General features: G+C 45.5%; 14 protein-coding genes. 8 read left to right on the top strand and 6 right to left on the bottom strand.

The window, feature by feature from the left end:
• Positions 1-62: 62 nt before the first annotated feature.
• The 5 genes from ACLVWR_RS06550 to ACLVWR_RS06530 all read right to left on the bottom strand — a co-directional run bounded on the left by ACLVWR_RS06550 (position 63) and on the right by ACLVWR_RS06530 (position 5,660).
• A complete protein-coding gene (locus ACLVWR_RS06550; protein ID WP_413583052.1) occupies positions 63-1,664 on the bottom strand; it encodes a S8 family serine peptidase in 1,602 nt (533 codons plus the stop codon).
• Positions 1,665-1,824: 160 nt separating this feature from the next.
• The gene (locus ACLVWR_RS06545) at positions 1,825-2,070 is read right to left on the bottom strand and encodes a hypothetical protein (protein WP_413583051.1); all 246 of its coding nucleotides are present in this window, start codon (positions 2,068-2,070) and stop codon (positions 1,825-1,827) included.
• Positions 2,071-2,274: 204 nt separating this feature from the next.
• Positions 2,275-3,063: a succinate dehydrogenase/fumarate reductase iron-sulfur subunit gene (locus tag ACLVWR_RS06540; RefSeq protein WP_413583050.1), complete on the bottom strand. Its 789-nt coding sequence runs from the start codon at positions 3,061-3,063 to the stop codon at positions 2,275-2,277.
• 10 nt (positions 3,064-3,073) lie between these two features.
• Entirely contained in the window at positions 3,074-4,990 is a 1,917-nt protein-coding gene (locus ACLVWR_RS06535) for a fumarate reductase/succinate dehydrogenase flavoprotein subunit (protein ID WP_413583049.1), read from the bottom strand.
• Positions 4,991-5,003: 13 nt separating this feature from the next.
• Entirely contained in the window at positions 5,004-5,660 is a 657-nt protein-coding gene (locus tag ACLVWR_RS06530) for a succinate dehydrogenase cytochrome b subunit (RefSeq protein WP_413583048.1), read from the bottom strand.
• Positions 5,661-5,841: 181 nt separating this feature from the next.
• On the opposite strand from ACLVWR_RS06530, the gene ACLVWR_RS06525 reads away from it, so the two are divergent.
• The 8 genes from ACLVWR_RS06525 to ACLVWR_RS06490 all read left to right on the top strand — a co-directional run bounded on the left by ACLVWR_RS06525 (position 5,842) and on the right by ACLVWR_RS06490 (position 13,393).
• Complete coding sequence (locus ACLVWR_RS06525; protein WP_413583047.1) at positions 5,842-6,615, top strand: electron transfer flavoprotein subunit beta/FixA family protein; 774 nt, start codon at positions 5,842-5,844, stop codon at positions 6,613-6,615.
• 9 nt (positions 6,616-6,624) lie between these two features.
• Positions 6,625-7,593 (top strand): electron transfer flavoprotein subunit alpha/FixB family protein, encoded by a 969-nt coding sequence (locus ACLVWR_RS06520; RefSeq protein ID WP_413583046.1) that lies wholly within the window; start codon positions 6,625-6,627, stop codon positions 7,591-7,593.
• A gap of 161 nt (positions 7,594-7,754) precedes the next feature.
• A complete protein-coding gene (locus ACLVWR_RS06515) occupies positions 7,755-8,249 on the top strand; it encodes a DUF374 domain-containing protein (RefSeq protein WP_413583045.1) in 495 nt (164 codons plus the stop codon).
• Between the two features lie 53 nt (positions 8,250-8,302).
• Complete coding sequence (locus ACLVWR_RS06510; RefSeq protein WP_413583044.1) at positions 8,303-9,112, top strand: peptidylprolyl isomerase; 810 nt, start codon at positions 8,303-8,305, stop codon at positions 9,110-9,112.
• A gap of 12 nt (positions 9,113-9,124) precedes the next feature.
• Positions 9,125-10,093, top strand: a complete 969-nt coding sequence (locus ACLVWR_RS06505; protein WP_340598198.1) for a peptidyl-prolyl cis-trans isomerase — start codon at positions 9,125-9,127, stop codon at positions 10,091-10,093.
• On the top strand, positions 10,086-11,030 hold the full coding sequence (locus ACLVWR_RS06500) for a peptidylprolyl isomerase (protein ID WP_413583043.1): 945 nt from the start codon (positions 10,086-10,088) through the stop codon (positions 11,028-11,030). Before ACLVWR_RS06505 ends, ACLVWR_RS06500 begins: the two co-directional genes overlap by 8 nt.
• A complete protein-coding gene (locus tag ACLVWR_RS06495; RefSeq protein WP_413583042.1) occupies positions 11,023-11,982 on the top strand; it encodes a 4-hydroxythreonine-4-phosphate dehydrogenase PdxA in 960 nt (319 codons plus the stop codon). The genes ACLVWR_RS06500 and ACLVWR_RS06495 overlap by 8 nt, the downstream gene beginning before the upstream one ends.
• 43 nt (positions 11,983-12,025) lie before the next feature.
• A complete protein-coding gene (locus tag ACLVWR_RS06490; protein WP_413583041.1) occupies positions 12,026-13,393 on the top strand; it encodes a phosphomannomutase/phosphoglucomutase in 1,368 nt (455 codons plus the stop codon).
• A gap of 105 nt (positions 13,394-13,498) precedes the next feature.
• On the opposite strand, the gene ACLVWR_RS06485 is transcribed toward ACLVWR_RS06490, so the two are convergent.
• Positions 13,499-14,506, bottom strand: a complete 1,008-nt coding sequence (locus ACLVWR_RS06485; RefSeq protein WP_413583040.1) for a MerR family transcriptional regulator — start codon at positions 14,504-14,506, stop codon at positions 13,499-13,501.
• Between the last annotated feature and the right edge of the window lie 57 nt (positions 14,507-14,563).

The following is a 14,563-nucleotide window of genomic DNA, read 5'->3' as shown; positions in this document are numbered from 1 at the left end:
TTAAAAACAAAAAGCCATCCCGCTTTACGAGATGGCTTTTGCTGAATACCTGTTAATCAGGACTAACGGTAAGCAATCTTAGTGATGTCGAAACCGTAGCGGTTTACAGAGTCATCAGAAGTGAAAACGATTTTAGCAGAGCTTCCTTCGATCACGCTGCTAAGAGTGTCATCTGCTTTACCAGACAAAGTTTGAACCAATTTCCCTGTGGAATCGTAGATCATAACTTTATCGTAATCACGTTCAGTGTCGAATTTCTCAAAGTAGACAGCAATTTGCTTCGCGCCCGGAACACTCACTTCGAATGTTTCGTTGGATTTGCTTGCGTACGGGTGAGCAGAAGAAACACTTGCCGTCACAGTTTGCCAGTTAACCGGGTCATTTGGATCTGGAACCGGCTCAGTGTTTGTCAAAGCTGTGTAAGCATTTGCAATACCTTTTGTGCGAACTTTACCGCGTAGAGTTGGGTAAGGTTTCGCGGTCGCCATGATACGCTCTTTAATTTGGATGCCGTTCAAACCTGGCTCATTGGAAGCGATCAAAGCCGCAATACCGGAAACATGCGGAGTCGCCATTGATGTACCAGAGTAAGAGCTGTAACCACCATTTTTAGTGGATGAGTAAATGTTCACACCAGGAGCAGCCACGTGAACTTTGTTTTTTCCGTAGTTGGAGAAAGAAGCCAAAGAGCCTTTTTCATCGATTGCCGCTACAGAAAGAACGTTAGGAACATCGTAAGTGGCAGGGTAAGTAGGGTTCGCATCGTTGTCGTTGGATTCGTTACCAGCCGCTGCAACAAACAGAACGCCTTTGTCATTCGCTCTTTGGATCGCCTGTTTCAAAGTTTCAGAGTAGCCACCGCCACCCCAAGAGTTCGAAAGGATCGTCGCGCCCATGCTCACAGCGTAGTCGATACCTTTAAGTGCGCCCTCTAGTGAACCGGAACCATCTGCAGAAAGGAATTTTACACCCATCAAACGAACATTCCACGCAACACCTACGATACCAACACCGTCGTCACCTTTTGCTCCGATTGTACCGGAGCAATGTGTACCGTGGCTGTGGTCATCAAGTGGGTTACCAGTTGGCTTCGCCGCATTTACGAAGTTTGCGCCGTAGATATCGTCCACGATGCCGTTACCGTCATCGTCCACACCCGGCTGACCATTTAGCTCAGCTTGGTTCGACCACATGTTTTCTTTAAGATCTGGGTGATTATAGTCAATACCAGTATCGATTACTGCAACAAGAACATCTTTTGAACCTGTTGTAATATCCCAAGCTTGAAGAGCTCCAACGTCCACACCTGCGTTGTTAGAGTTATTCATACCCCAAAGGCGGCCCAACATTGGATCGTTTGGTGTTTTGTTAATACGATAGATAAAGTTTGGTTCAACGATATCAACCATTGGGTTTTGAGAAAGTGTTTTAACAACACTGTCAGTAAGTTCAAATACCGGCTTTTTAATTACCACGATATTCATTTGAGGAATTGTGCTCTTAACATAAGCGCCCAATTGCTGACTTAGAATTTGTGTAGACTGAATAGCATACTGATTTTTAAGTTGAACAATGTATTCACCAGGCACAGCTTCAGGTTTAGCAGCGAACGCGCTTACAGAAACGAACAAACCGAGCATGGCTCTTCCGATAAGCCCTCTCATAATCCCTCCTTCGATGGGTGATTTCAGCCCGAGGAAGGTCTCGGCAATAATTGCCTAGTGGTTCCCCAGTTCCAAAATGGTACCAATCGCATTGTTAGGATTTTATTTGTTTTTATTTGAGGTCAAAAACCTAGACCTAAGTCCTGTGTCTATCGGGAATTTAACCAGTCTTTGGTCTTGTCGGACGAGGCGTTTTCTCATCAGCGAAACCAAAACTCATCTGCTCCGGCATCTTAAACTGCACAATTTTCTCGGGATGTTGGGCAATTTCGCGCTTTTCAGACGGAGTAACAACGTTCACGCCTTCAGAGACCTTTATTAAATGCTTAATAAAGGCTTCTTTCACGCTATCTGGTGCGTTTTTGTTAAAACCCAATTCTGCCATAAGTTGATCAATCTTCTTCATAAGCCCATTCCTTGGTCTAGATTTCGGAAGTTTGATGTTCGAGCTTTAGGGGAAATTCATAGATGAAGGTCTAGGATGCGTCTCTCATTGAGATCGACCGATGATGCAGAATTTAAAGGTTAAAACTAAATACAAAAAAAGGGGCTCGGAAAACCGAACCCCTTGTAATCACGAATAAAAATTTAAACTATTGCTAACGTCAGCCTATCCTGCGCCGCCGTCTTTATGCTTGGGTCTTTGAGTTAAAACAGCACCCAAGTATTGACGATTCATGCGGGAGATATTGGTCAGTTGAATATCTTTCGGGCATGCAGCTTCACAAGCACCTGTAGTTGTACAAGCACCGAAACCCTCAGCGTCCATGGCTGCAACCATGCGAAGAGCGCGCTCATCTTTCTCAACAGCACCTTGCGGAAGCAAAGCCATGTGAGAAATTTTAGCTGAAGTAAACAATGCTGCGGAAGCATTCTTACAAGCAGCCACACAAGCGCCGCAACCGATACAAGTCGCTGAGCTCATTGCTTCGTCAGAGTCTGCTTTTGGAATCAGGATTGCATTCGCATCCTGGGGATTTCCGGTATTTTGTGAAATATAACCACCGGAAGCAATGATACGGTCAAACGCAGAACGATCGACCATCAAGTCCTTAATCACCGGGAAGGAATTTGCTCTAAAAGGCTCAATCGTCAGTGTATCGCCGTCTTCGTAGTTACGCATGTGTAGTTGGCAAACTGTTGTTGCCTTCAACTTGCCATGAGCTTCGCCATCGATAACAAAACCACAAGTGCCACAAATACCTTCACGGCAGTCATGGTCAAACGCGATAGGCTCTTCGCCTTTCGCCACGATTTCTTCATTCACAGCATCCAGCATCTCAAGGAAGGAAGCGTGTTCAGACACGTTTTTCGCAGGATACTCAACAAAAGAACCTGAATCTTTAGGTCCTTTTTGTCTCCAAACTTTCAAAGTCAGATTGATATTTTTACCACTCATTTTCAGCCTCTTATTTATAGCTACGAGTTGCTAGGTGAACGTTATCAAAAACAAGCTCTTCTTTGTGGCGAACTGATGCTTTGTTTTCACCAGTGTATTCCCACGCAGCCACGTGACAGAAGTTTTCATCATCACGTTTCGCTTCACCCTTATCTTGATACTCTTCACGGAAGTGACCGCCACAAGACTCTTGGCGCTCCAAAGCATCACGGCACATCAACTCACCAAGCTCCAAGAAGTCAGCCACGCGGCCGGCCTTTTCAAGCTCAACGTTAAGATAGTTTGGATCTCCTGGAATACGCACGTTTTGCCAGAATTCTTCGCGAAGTTTTGGGATCTCCTGAAGGGCCTTTTTAAGTCCAGCTTCGTTACGACCCATACCGCAGTTTTCCCACATGATATTACCAAGCTCTTTATGGAAGCTGTCGACGGTGCGATTGCCCTTAATGCCAATAAGAGTACTAATTTCTTTTCTTACACCATCAGCTGCTGCTTTAAAGGCGTCGTCAGAAGTCGTAACCTTATCAAGTTTTGTTCCACCCAGATAGTTGCCGATTGTGTACGGAAGAACGAAGTATCCGTCAGCCAAACCTTGCATCAATGCGGATGCACCCAAACGATTTGCACCATGGTCAGAGAAGTTCGCTTCCCCAGCCACGAACAAGCCTGGAACTGTTGATTGAAGATTGTAGTCAACCCACAAGCCACCCATAGTGTAGTGAGGTGCCGGATAGATTTTCATTGGGCGTTTATAAGGATTTTCGCCGGTAATTTTGTCGTACATTTCAAACAAATTGCCGTAACGTTCTGAAATTTTATCTTCACCCAGACGCTTGATAGCGTCCGCGAAATCCAAGTAAACAGCTTTGCCTGATTCATTCACGCCACGGCCTTCATCGCATGCATATTTTGCCTGACGAGAAGCCACGTCACGAGGAGCCAAGTTACCGAAAGACGGGTAAACGCGCTCCAAGTAGTAGTCACGTTCGTTTTCAGGGATGTCATTTGGATGACGTTTATCACCAACCGCCTTAGGAACCCAAACGCGACCGTCATTACGCAAAGACTCAGACATCAAAGTCAATTTTGACTGATTCTCTCCGTGAACTGGGATGCAAGTTGGATGGATTTGTGTGTAGCAAGGATTCGCGAAGTAAGCCCCACGTTTGTGGGCTTTCCATGCCGCCGTCACCGCACAGTTCATCGCATTTGTGGAAAGGAAGAATACGTTGGAATAACCACCGGAAGCGATAACTACCGCATCCGCTTCGTGGGATTCAATTTCACCCGTCAAAAGATTGCGAACGATGATACCGCGAGCTTTGCCATCAACGATAACCACGTCCAACATCTCACGACGATAACGAAGCTCCACTGTGCCAGCATCAACCTGTCTCATCATTTGCGAGTAAGCACCCAACAAAAGCTGCTGACCGGTTTGACCACGGGCATAGAACGTACGGGAAACCTGCGCACCACCGAAAGAACGGTTGGCAAGCGTACCGCCGTATTCACGGGCAAAAGGAACGCCCTGAGAAACCATTTGATCGATAATGCTCGCTGACACCTCAGCCAAACGGTAAACATTGGCTTCGCGGGCACGGAAGTCACCGCCCTTAACAGTGTCGTAGAAAAGACGGTAAGTGGAGTCACCATCATTTTGATAGTTTTTTGCAGCATTGATACCACCTTGAGCGGCCACAGAATGGGCGCGGCGAGGGGACTCATGCACACAGAATGCTTTTACTTTATAACCAAGTTCACCCAAAGAAGCGGCCGCGGATGCGCCGGCAAGACCGGTACCCACAACGATAACAGAGTGCTTTCTTTTGTTGGCTGGATTTACAAGCTTGTTTTCAAACTTTGCTTTTTCCCATTTGCCTTCGATTGGACCACTTGGAATTTTGCTGTCTAAGATATTAGCCATGATTGTGTGCTCCTTAGCGCATTAGGAAAAGGTAAAGGGGTTGAGAGATAAAGCCCAGAGCCACGATAATTCCGTAGCCGATGCTTAGCTTTGCCCAAAGACTGCGGTAAGTGCCTTCCATCAATCCCAAAGACTGGAATGTGGAGCCCACGCCGTGTTTCAAATGGAAGCCCAAAAGAACCAACGCAACCACATACCAAACCACGTAACCAGGTTGCTGGAATACTTCTTCCATCAGCTTGGCTAGGTCGCGCATTGGCGTCCCGTTAACGTTAGTTTCGTAGTAGTGGCCGTATTTGAAAGTGATCAAATGAAGAATCACGAAAACCAGAATCAACGAACCCTGAATGGCCATTGTTCTGGATGCCAGAGAAACTTTCTTCGTGCCTTTGGCAGCAACAGCATAGCGTTGGCCTTTTGCTTCGCGATTGTTTTTAGTCAGTGAAATCGCCATCGCCACGTGAGTGATCAGCGCCAGCACCAACACCAATTCCGCAACGTAGATCAATTTTCCGCTAGTTAGCGCATGTCCGTAGGCATTGTAAGCATCGTGACTTACGAAAATAAGCATATTTCCGGCCATATGAGCCAGCACGAAGCCCGCCCACACAAGACCAGTAATACCCATTAAGTATTTCTTCCCGACAGTCGTTCCGAGAAATGAAAACATGGTATGAAACCCCTTGTAATTTAGCTTTAGATTCTCATTAAGTTTTTAATTAACTTACTCCTCGGGGGTTTGATTTGTCCATGACCCCTGTCATGTTTCGCAACATGTTAGACTTTGAGGATTTAGTTTTGCCTCTGAAATCATCTGCGATAGAACTGGTCACCTAAAAACGGGGTAAAACATGAAGATTTTTGTGTGCATCAAACAGGTGCCAGACACTGAAACTAAAATTAAAATCTCTCCCGACCAGACCGGTATCGATACGGCGGGGATTAAATGGGTTATGAACCCTTACGACGAATATGCAGTCGAAGAAGCCAACAAGCTTCGCGATGCAAATCCAGGCTCTCAAGTTTGGGTTTTGAGCGCTGGCCCGAAAGCTCGCGTAGTGGAATCCTTGCGTACCGCCCTTGCTATGGGTGCTGACGAAGCTATCGTAATCAACGGCGAAGGTCTGGATAACTTCTCAACTGCAAAAGCACTTGCTGAAGTGATCAAGGCCGAGGGCGGAATGAAAATCATTTTCACCGGCAAGCTTGCAATCGACGACAACGCCTCTTCAGTAAGCCAGATGATGGCTGAATTCCTGAACGCTCCACACACAACAGTGGTTTCCAAGTTCGCATTCAATGGCGAAAATGTAACCGTTGAGCGTGACGTAGAGGGTGGCGCAAAGGAAGTTGTGCAAATGATGACTCCGGCAGTTGTTGGCGCAAACAAAGGCTTGAACATGCCTCGTTACGCTTCTTTGCCAGGTATCATGAAAGCCAAAAAGAAAGTGATCAAAGAGATCGAGTTCTCCTCCTTGAATATTCCTGCGACTGATATCAAAGTAAAATACTCTGGCATGACTCTTCCGGCTGATAAACCGGCGGTAAAAATGCTTTCTGGCGATTCTTCTGCACAAGCAGCAGAACTGGTTAAACTTCTTCGCGATGAAGCGAAGGTTCTGTAGGAGTTGGCAATGGGTAAAGTATTAGTATTTGCTGAACAAACAAACGGTAAACTTAAACGCAGCTCCATGGAGCTTTTGCAAGCCGCTGCCAAATCCGGCAACACTGTGGTTGCTGTGACTTTCGGTTCTCACGCAGGTGATGTAACTGCAGCTATCGGCCACAACGGCGCTTCTGAAGTGCATGTTGTTAAAGATGCTTCTTTGGATTCTTACAATCCAGAATCATACACTGCAAACATGGTTGCGATCGTTAACAAAGTTCAACCTTCCATCATCTTGTCTTCCGCTTCTTCAACAGGTAAGGACTTGTTCCCACGTGTTGCAGCTCGCTTGAACACAGGTGTTGCAAGTGATTGCACTCAGTTGACCATCTCTGGTGACAACGTAACTGCTGTTAAACCAATGTACTCTGGTAAAGCATTTGCGACTGTTAACTTTGAAAACAGCCCGATCAAAATCGTTTTGATGCGTGCAAATCAACTTCCAGTTGATGCAGCTGACACTTCAAAATCTGCAAATGTGGTTGAGCATGCAAATGCGGCAACTGATTTGAAAACTTTGATCAAAGAAATCGTGAAGGGTGCTTCTGAGAAATTGGATTTGACTGAAGCAAACATCATCGTTTCCGGTGGTCGTGGTTTGAAAGAAGCAGCAAACTTTAAAGTTTTGAACGATCTTGCTGACGTATTGGGTGCAACTGTTGGTGCTACTCGTGCGGTAGTGGACGCTGGCTGGGTAGGACACGGTATGCAAGTTGGTCAAACTGGTAAAACAGTTGCTCCATCCTTGTACATCGCTGTTGGTATCTCTGGTGCGATTCAACATTTGGCAGGTATGGGTTCATCCAAAGTTATCGTTGCGATCAACAACGATGCAAATGCTCCAATCTTCCAAAAAGCAACTTACGGTATCGTGGGTGATGCTTTGGAAATCGTTCCAAAATTGACAGAAGAGTTCAAAAAGGCTCTTCACCATTAATCGTGTTTAGGAAATACATACTTCCTATCATCGTTTTTGTATTTTATCGAACCCTCTCATGGACGTGGAGGGTTCGTCTTTCTGAGCCTGAATCTCTTAAAAATTCTCTGAAAAATAGGAATCCCGTCGTTCTTGCCCACTGGCATGGAGACGAACTGGCATTGCTTTCGATTGTTAAGCGTTATCGAATTGCCACAATTGCCTCTCAATCCAAAGACGGCGAGCTTATGGCCACAGTCCTAAAATGGATGGGTGCAAAAACCAGTCGTGGATCCTCTTCACGCGGCAGTGTGCAAGCCCTGAAAGGTCTGTTGCGTTTAGTAAAAGACGGGGGAAATTGCAGCTTTGCGGTGGATGGACCCAAGGGTCCGTTACACAAAGTGAAGCCCGGTGTTTTTGAACTATCACGCATGATTCATGGGCCAATTTATGCGGCTGGCGTTTATGTCGATCGCGCCATTCACTTCCCCAAATCCTGGAACAAAACCTTCCTGCCAAAACCATTTGCAAAGGTAGTTATTGTTTGGAGCGAGAGTCTTCCTCCTGTGACTAAAGAGCAGGATCCCAGAAACCCAGACCTTGCTCTAGAGTTAGAGTCCCTTTTACACCGTACGCGCGAGCAAGCGGCTAATTTCATTGCGGATAATAAAACCTAGTGCTAGCGTTTTAACATAGTTTGTATTCAACTTTTTAAAGGGACTTTTAAAGTATGAAATTAGTTATTAGCATCTTGATGCTCATCGCGGCACCCGCGTTCGCGCAAAAATCTTCTGACGTGTTGGCTCAAGTGGGTAAAAAAACAATCACCCTGGAAGAGTTCAACAAGAAGTACAATGACATTAAGTCTAAAACTTCAAATCCTCCAACTAAAGACCTTTTCCTTGAAGACATGGTTCGCTACGAAGTGGGCTTGCAGGAAGCAGAAAAGCGCAATCTGGAAAAAGACCCAATTGTTCAGGAACAGTTGCGCCAGGCTATGTATAAAGCACTTCTTGAAAAAGAATTAGGCCCAAAAATCCAAAAGATCACGATATCTGACAAAGAAATGCAGGACTGGTATAAAACCAATCCTGAAATCCGCACCAGCAACATCCTGATTGAGTTTAAACAGGGTGCAACGCCGGCGCAAATCGCGGAAGCTCGCAAGCGTGCTGATGAAATCTACGCTGAAGTGAAAAAATCAAAGCGTCCGTTTGAAGAGCTGGTTAAGCTTTATTCTGACGACGCGATTTCCAAGCAAGCGGGTGGTGACATCGGCTGGCAGTCTCGTGTTACAATCGTTCCAGCATACTATGAAGCGGCAATCGGCATGAAGGTCGGTGAAATTAACGGGCTCATCGAATCTCCATATGGATTCCACATCATTAAGCTAACGGGTCGTCGCAGCTTTGAAAACGCAGATAAGCGCCAAATCAGAGCGGCAGTATACGACGAGAAAAGAAAAGTGATCTTTAATGAGTACTTCGAGAAGTTGAAAAAATCGTACTCCATTAAAGAAAACAAAAACCTTATCAAATAAGGAAATACTCTAATGAAATTCCTAAAGAGCCCCGTTAAAGCGGGGCTTTTTATTTTAACAAGTGTGTTTTTGGCGGGTTGCCCATCAAACTACCAGAAGGTTTCCAAGAAACCTGTTCAGAAGGTAAATGAGCACGTATTAACCGCCAAAGAGTTCGCCAATCAACTGGCCAGAAAACTTAAAAACTTTGATGCGCTTGCCGCCAAAGACCCCAATAACGTCCAAAGAATCAAAGAAGACATCCTGCGCGACTTCCTGGTTAAAAGCTTAACCTTGGATTGGGCACGCGCTCAGAAGATCGTCGTGTCAGAAAACACTCTTGATGCCGAAGTGGACAAGTTGCGCGCCAACTATCCAGATGACCTTGCATTTCGTCGCGCACTGGCTCAAGAGAACTTATCTTTTGCGGAATGGCGCGAGGATTTACGCTACAGCCTGATCGAGCGTGAGGTTTTTAAAAAAATCAATGAGAAGGCCAAGCCCATCGCCGAAGACGAGATCAAGCGCTATTACGATGATCACAAGGATATGTATAAACGCAAAGAGCGCATTTATATCCGTCAGATCGTCGTTGATGAGGAAGCTAAAGCAGATGCCATTAAAACAGATTTGAAAACCAAAGATTTTGCTGAACTTGCCAAGAAATTCTCTATTACGCCAGAGGCAAAGTCCGGCGGCGTGGTTGGTTGGATTGAAAAAGGCACTGTGGATTACTTTGACCGCCTGTTTACAAACTCTGCCGGCACTCAAACCATCAAAAGCCCCTTCGGTATTCATCTGATTCGTGTTGAAAAAAAGGCACCAGCCTCCACTTTAACGCTCGAAGAAGTACGTCCGCAAATTACTCGGGCTCTTAAAGCACAACGCGAGCAGGCAGAATACGTGGCATGGCTTGATGCTCAGCTCAGAAGTAGTAAAGTCCTAAAGGATCACGAATTGATGAACTCCATTTCCGTAGATACCCGAGGGGATAATGATTAGTTTGCTTTTTTCTTTATTAGTCGCAGTTCCAGTTAAGGCCGAAGTCGTTGAAAAAACTTTGGCTGTCGTGAACAACGAAATCATCCTTGAGTCTGACCTTAAAGAATTACAAAGTCGCATTTCTAAACCTGGTATGGTGGATGATGCTTTGTTGGACGGCAAATCTGTCGAAGAATTGAAAAAAGATAGAAAAGCACAAATGGACTACCTGATTAATGAGAAAATTATTTTCTCCGAAATCAAACGTCTGAATTTGTCTGTAACAAATGCCCGCGTTGAACAAGACTTCAAAGAAATGGCCAAAAGAAACAACGTAAGCGAAGCAGAGCTTGGAAGCATCCTTAAAGGCCAGGGCGTTGATGTCAATGAGTACAAGGTTTTCCTGAAAGACAAGATTGAGAAATCAAACCTGATGGATACGGAGATCATTTCCAAGCTTCGCATCTCGGATGAAGACGCTTTGAATGAATATCTAAAATCCAACCCGAAGAACAAGCCTTCGATTGATGAATTCTCGGTATCTCACATCTTCTTTAACCCTAAAAAGGGTGGAGCAGAGGCCGCTTTCAAACGCGCTGAAAATGTTCTTTCCAAATTGCGCTCCGGTGAAAACTTCGAAACTCTAGCGCAGCAATTTAGTGAAGATCCAAATTTCTCCTCCGGTGGTGCACTTGGCACATTCAAGTCCGGCGAATTCATGCCCGAGGTTGAAGAAGCGATTGCTGGCCTGACTGTTGGTGAAACCACTGGTGTTATCAAATCACGCATGGGTTATCACATCGCCAAACTTACCGGCCGCAAGCTGACTTCTGATCCAAATTTTGAAAAACAAAAGGATCGCATCAAGGCTCAATTGATGGAAACCAGCTTCAAACGTCAGTTGCGCTTGTGGTTGCAAAACAAACGCGACGACGCCTTTATCAGAATCAATGAGTAGAATCCGAATTGCGCTTACCACTGGGGATGATGACGGCGTTGGCTTTGAAGTTACCGCAAAGGCACTTCATAAGCTGGGCCCTCAGAAAGACATCCAATTCATCATGTGGAGGAACGATAACGCCTCCACCAAATATCTAAAATTAATTGATCAAAAGTTTAATCGCATCGTAGTCGACACCATCGAAGAAGCACTGAAAATCGAAGGTCCTTATCTTGTAGATATTTGCTCGGATTTAACTCCGGCACACTGGGTGGAACTTACAGCTAAAGCCTGCATGAAAAACCAACTGCAAGGCATGGCAACGGGTCCACTTTCAAAGACTCTGATTAAGGATGCTGGATTTAAGGATCTTGGGCACACCGATATTCTAAAGCGCATTTCAAAAACAAAAACCGTCCACATGGGCTTTGCGGGTAGCGAGTTCAATGTTGTTTTAGCGACGGGGCATTTGCCCGTTTCTCAGATTACCAAACACATAAGCTTTAGCACCGTTGCAGAGGCTTTATTGAATGCGGATACTTTGCGTAAATCACTGCCACCATCCAAGCGCGCAAAACCAATTGGTGTCTTGGGCCTTAATCCTCACTCTGGCGAGCAGGGGATGATTGGCTCTGAAGAACTGATGGTTTTCCCAAATCTACAGTCTTTTGCGGCCGAAAAAGGTATTCCATATGTGGGGCCTTTGGTTCCTGATGCCGCTTTCTTCAAGGAAAACTGGAAGAAGTACTCTGTCTACCTATGCCTTTACCATGATCAGGGTTTGATTCCGTTTAAAATGATTCACGGACAAGAAAGCGGCGTCCACATAAGCCTGGGCATTCCATTTGTCAGAACCAGTGTCGATCACGGAACTGCCAAGGATATTTTTGGTAAGAACAAGGCCAACCCAAACTCTATGATAGATGCAATCAAGTGGGCCGTTAATTTAGCTCGACAGCGGGCCGCCTAGTTAGTATTAATTCTAGTCATTTCCAATACCTAGTGAGGTTATAATGTATCAACCAGTTATTTTTAGAGAATACGACATCCGCGGTGTTTACAACGGTCAGTTCGATGACAACTTCGCCTATCTTCTGGCGCGCGCCTTCGTCGTTCACATGAAGAACGTAAAAAATATTTCTAATCCTACGCTGACTATCGGTCACGATGCCCGTGTAAGCTCTCCAGCCATCGTTAAAAGCATGGAAAAAGGTTTTGTTGATTCAGGAGCTAAGGTTATTCACTTGGGCCTTGTAACAAGTCCTGTGTGCTATTTCTCAACATTCACGATGAAAGTGGACGGCGCCGTTCAAGTAACTGGTTCCCACAATCCCCCTGAGTTTAACGGCTTCAAAATCTCTTTGGGCAAAACAACGATCTTTGGTGAAGAAATCCAAACTCTTCGCAAAATTATCGAAAAGGGCGAGTACATCGATGGCAAAGGCTCTGTGGAGTCTTTCGACATCCGTCCAAGCTACTACGAGCACTATAAAAAAGAATTCGGCCAACTGAAAGACGTTAAAGTCGTTTTGGATTGCGGTAACGGTGCCGGTGGTTCCGTTGTTCGCGGTCTATTTGAAGCATGCGGTTTGAAACCGACAATCATGTTCGAAGAACCAGATGGTACTTTCCCAAATCATCACCCGGATCCAACGGTTGAGGAAAACCTTGTGGATTTGGCTGCACAGGTTAAAAAAGAGGGCGCTGTTTGCGGTATCGGTTTTGACGGTGATGCAGATCGTATCGGTGTAGTGGATCATACAGGTCGCATGGTTTACGGTGACGAGTTGATGACTATCATCTCCCGCGCAATCCTTGAAACCAACAAGGGCGCAAAAATCGTGGGCGACGTTAAGTGTTCTGATCGCTTGTACCACGACATCGCAAAACACGGTGGCCAGCCAATCATGTGGAAAACCGGTCACTCTTTGATCAAAGAAAAAATCAAAGTTGAAAAGGCACCGTTCGGTGGCGAGATGTCTGGTCACATCTTCTTTGCGGATCGCAACTACGGTTACGACGATGCTCCTTACGCAGGTCTTCGCCTGGTGGAAATCCTGGCAAAAACTGGCAAAACAATTCCACAATTGTTGGAGGGTTTGCCGCCAGCATTCAACACTCCAGAAATCCGCATCGACACGACTGAAGAGAAAAAAGTTTTGATCGTCGAAAAAATGAAAGAAGCTTTCAAGGGCGGCCCAGGCGCAGACTACAAAGTAGATCTAACCGACGGCATCCGCTTAAGCTTTGAAGACGGCTGGGCATTGTGCCGCTCTTCCAACACCCAACCAGTATTGGTTGTGCGCTACGAAGCAACCACAGCCGAAGGCATGAAACGCATCCAAGACCGCGTAGAAGCCGTAGTGAACAAATACCTTTAAAGGTACGGACTTACTTTCTCCAACTGCGGACGTCCGCACACCCGTAGCGGATGTGGAAATTACAGTAACTTAAAAGGGCTGGTGAAAAACACCGGCCCTTTTCTTTTAAGACTTAATTTCTACCACATTTCCTGTCAGATCTTCTTTAGATAAACCTAGCTGCATAACTGCAGCATATGAAGACAGTAGTGCGACCTCTTCTTCAATTGCTAAAATACGCTTCAAACGAAGCTCAACCTTAGGTTTGGTAAGGTTAAATCCATAGATTTCCACCTCTTCGCCGTCGCCAATGATGCCGCCAATATTCTGAATCTGTGGCTCAAGTGCACGATTTTTTGTGAAGTAGAAAATTCGTCCTTTACGAACAGCTTCTTGGCCTGCGAAAGATACCGATGCGCGATCGTCAGCGTTTATCACAGTTGTGACGTGAGGACCTGCTTCAGCAAATAGGCGCAAATATGCTTTTTCCATTTCTTGAGAGTGAGCACTAACACTTTTAATAACGATTACGTCGGCATTGATTTTCAAGACATCTTCGTACTCTAGAAACTTTTCCTGAAGAATCAGGATATATGGTTTCGCCTCTGGCAACTCCACACCCGCGGACCAGGTCAATACAGGCACATCTTGACCAGCATTTTTAAAATGCTCATGCACGAAGTGCGCAGTTTTATCTAACCCATCACAACCCGTAATCAGAATCGATACTTTACCGTAGTAACTCATGATCGCTCTCCTTTGTTCTGCCCCAAGCGGCTCTTGTTTTTTCTGCAAGGAGGAGAGGATGTGTTCGATTTGTTCTTTCTGGGACTTTAGAACTTGTGCCTGTCGGGAAATCTCATTCAGGCGGGCATACATAGAAGTCGCAAGTTTATCGGAATCTAAAGACTCATCAGTCTCAAGTAACGCTTTGATTTCTATCAACGTGAAACCAAGATCTTTTAATTCCTTTAGACGGCGGGCGAGATCCAATTGAGCTTCATCGTAATAGCGATAGCCGTTCTCGCCGCGCACGTGGGACTTCAGCAAACCCATGTCTTCATAAAGACGGAGTGCCTTGGCTGAAACGCCGATCTCTTTTGCGAATTGTCCAATAGTAAGCCAGTTCTTCATCCTAACCTCGAGTTATTTATCGAGGTTGTCCCAAGGGCAAGGTAAATAGAAAAATTG

It is taken from the genome of Bdellovibrio sp. HCB288, assembly GCF_047305935.1.
Classification (GTDB): domain Bacteria; phylum Bdellovibrionota; class Bdellovibrionia; order Bdellovibrionales; family Bdellovibrionaceae; genus Bdellovibrio.
This window is presented reverse-complemented; position numbering and strand designations above follow the sequence as displayed.

Coding starts and splice junctions, on each gene's coding strand:
- ACLVWR_RS06520 (WP_413583046.1), top strand. CDS start 6,625: ATGGGTAAAGTATTAGTATTTGCTGAACAAACAAACGGTAAACTTAAA.
- ACLVWR_RS06530 (WP_413583048.1), bottom strand. CDS start 5,660: ATGTTTTCATTTCTCGGAACGACTGTCGGGAAGAAATACTTAATGGGT.
- ACLVWR_RS06490 (WP_413583041.1), top strand. CDS start 12,026: ATGTATCAACCAGTTATTTTTAGAGAATACGACATCCGCGGTGTTTAC.
- ACLVWR_RS06495 (WP_413583042.1), top strand. CDS start 11,023: ATGAGTAGAATCCGAATTGCGCTTACCACTGGGGATGATGACGGCGTT.
- ACLVWR_RS06505 (WP_340598198.1), top strand. CDS start 9,125: ATGAAATTCCTAAAGAGCCCCGTTAAAGCGGGGCTTTTTATTTTAACA.
- ACLVWR_RS06525 (WP_413583047.1), top strand. CDS start 5,842: ATGAAGATTTTTGTGTGCATCAAACAGGTGCCAGACACTGAAACTAAA.
- ACLVWR_RS06485 (WP_413583040.1), bottom strand. CDS start 14,506: ATGAAGAACTGGCTTACTATTGGACAATTCGCAAAAGAGATCGGCGTT.
- ACLVWR_RS06545 (WP_413583051.1), bottom strand. CDS start 2,070: ATGAAGAAGATTGATCAACTTATGGCAGAATTGGGTTTTAACAAAAAC.
- ACLVWR_RS06500 (WP_413583043.1), top strand. CDS start 10,086: ATGATTAGTTTGCTTTTTTCTTTATTAGTCGCAGTTCCAGTTAAGGCC.
- ACLVWR_RS06550 (WP_413583052.1), bottom strand. CDS start 1,664: ATGAGAGGGCTTATCGGAAGAGCCATGCTCGGTTTGTTCGTTTCTGTA.
- ACLVWR_RS06540 (WP_413583050.1), bottom strand. CDS start 3,063: ATGAGTGGTAAAAATATCAATCTGACTTTGAAAGTTTGGAGACAAAAA.
- ACLVWR_RS06510 (WP_413583044.1), top strand. CDS start 8,303: ATGAAATTAGTTATTAGCATCTTGATGCTCATCGCGGCACCCGCGTTC.
- ACLVWR_RS06535 (WP_413583049.1), bottom strand. CDS start 4,990: ATGGCTAATATCTTAGACAGCAAAATTCCAAGTGGTCCAATCGAAGGC.